General features: G+C 58.2%; 2 protein-coding genes. Both read right to left on the minus strand.

Features of this window, described 5'->3' with window-relative positions:
* Window positions 1-98: 98 nt before the first annotated feature.
* Window positions 99-1,268, minus strand: coding sequence for an isovaleryl-CoA dehydrogenase (locus B4U49_RS00580; protein ID WP_078082666.1), 1,170 nt, complete (start codon window positions 1,266-1,268; stop codon window positions 99-101).
* 51 nt (window positions 1,269-1,319) lie between these two features.
* Complete coding sequence (locus tag B4U49_RS00585) at window positions 1,320-1,712, minus strand: MerR family transcriptional regulator (RefSeq protein WP_078082667.1); 393 nt, start codon at window positions 1,710-1,712, stop codon at window positions 1,320-1,322.
* Window positions 1,713-1,767 lie beyond the last annotated feature (55 nt).

The raw sequence follows: 1,767 nt of genomic DNA on the forward strand, positions 1-1,767 counted from the left end.
AAAACAGGGATGTTTTAGAAGAGTCCCCAGGGATGGGTTTACGACGTGTCTGGTAAACCCGCACCGGCAGCAGTACCGCCACCGAATTTAAATAGGGCTTAGCGAGTTTCGTTAAACAGCTCGCGGCCAATCAGCATACGACGGATCTCGGAAGTGCCCGCGCCGATCTCGTACAGCTTGGCATCGCGCAGCAGGCGGCCGGTGGCGTACTCGTTGATATAGCCGTTGCCACCGAGGGTCTGGATTGCCTGCAGGGCCATCTGGGTGGCACGCTCCGCGGTAAACAAAATCACCGCCGCAGAATCCTTGCGGGAGTCCTCACCGCGATCACAGGCTTTCGCCACTGCGTACAGGTAAGCGCGGCTCGCATTCAGGTCCGCGTACATATCCGCAACCTTGCCTTGCATCAGCTGGAACTCGCCGATCGCCTTGCCAAACTGTTTGCGATCGTGAATGTAAGGCACCACGATATCCATGCACGCCTGCATGATACCCACCGGGCCACCGGAAAGAATGGTGCGCTCGTAATCCAGGCCGCTCATCAGCACGCGTACACCGCCGTTCAGCTGGCCCAGGATATTCTCTTCCGGCACTTCACAGTCCTCGAACACCAGCTCACAGGTGTTCGAGCCGCGCATGCCCAGCTTGTCCAGCTTCTGCGCCTGTGTGAAGCCCTTGAATCCGCGTTCAACAATAAACGCAGTAATACCGCCAGAGCTGATGCCCGGCTCGGTGCGCGCATAGATTACATAAGTGTTCGCGTCTGGACCGTTGGTGATCCACATCTTGTTGCCGTTCAGGATAAAACGGTCGCCCTTCTTCTCCGCCTTCAGCTGCAGGCTCACTACATCGGAACCGGAGTTCGGCTCACTCATTGCCAGCGCGCCGATATGCTCGCCGGAGCACAGCTTTGGCAGGTACTTCGCCTTCTGCTCCGGGGTGCCGTTTTTGCGAATCTGGTTGACGCACAGGTTGGAGTGGGCGCCATAAGACAGGCCGACGGAAGCGGATGCGCGGGAAATCTCCTCCATTGCCACCGCGTGTGCCAGGTAACCCATATTGGAACCGCCGTACTCCTCTTCCACGGTCATACCCAGCAGGCCCAGCTCGCCGAACTTCTTCCACATATCGGCGGGGAACAGGTTGTCCTCGTCGATCTGCGCCGCACGCGGGGCCAGTTCTGCCTGGCAGAACTTGTAGACCATGTCCCGCAGCATATCGATTTCTTCGCCGAGGTCGAAGTTGAGGGTTGGGTAAGGAGTATTCATCGCGTGCTCCGCTTTGGATCCGTCAGAGGTATTTATGAAATTGGGTTTGGTTCAGTCTGTTTGTTCTTTCAGCGCCGCCTGGGTGCGGGCGGTCGCATCGTCCAGCTGGGCGAGCATTTTCTCGATGTCCCGCTGTTGCTGTCGCAGCTGCTGGCGCTTGGCGTCGATACGGTCGAGGAGGCGATTGAGCTGGTCCACATTGCCATGGGCCGGGTCGTACATATCAATGATTTCCCGGCTCTCATCGAGCGAGAATCCGAGCCGCTTGCCGCGCAGAATCAGCTTCAGGCGCACCCGGTCTTCGGGGGTGTAGACCCGCGTCTGTCCACGCCGCTCCGGGCTGATCAGCCCCTTGTCTTCATAGAAGCGGATGGTGCGGGTGGTAATTCCGAACTCCTGTGCAAGCTCGGAAATGCTGTAGCTCTCGGCGGTAGTGCTGCTCATGGGGCCATTCCTCAGATCTGCCCGAAGTCTAGTTGACGTTTACGTTAACGTAAAC

It is taken from the genome of Microbulbifer mangrovi, from assembly GCF_002009015.1.
Classification (GTDB): Bacteria; Pseudomonadota; Gammaproteobacteria; order Pseudomonadales; family Cellvibrionaceae; genus Microbulbifer; species Microbulbifer mangrovi.

Coding starts and splice junctions, on each gene's coding strand:
- B4U49_RS00580 (WP_078082666.1), bottom strand. CDS start 1,268: ATGAATACTCCTTACCCAACCCTCAACTTCGACCTCGGCGAAGAAATC.
- B4U49_RS00585 (WP_078082667.1), bottom strand. CDS start 1,712: ATGAGCAGCACTACCGCCGAGAGCTACAGCATTTCCGAGCTTGCACAG.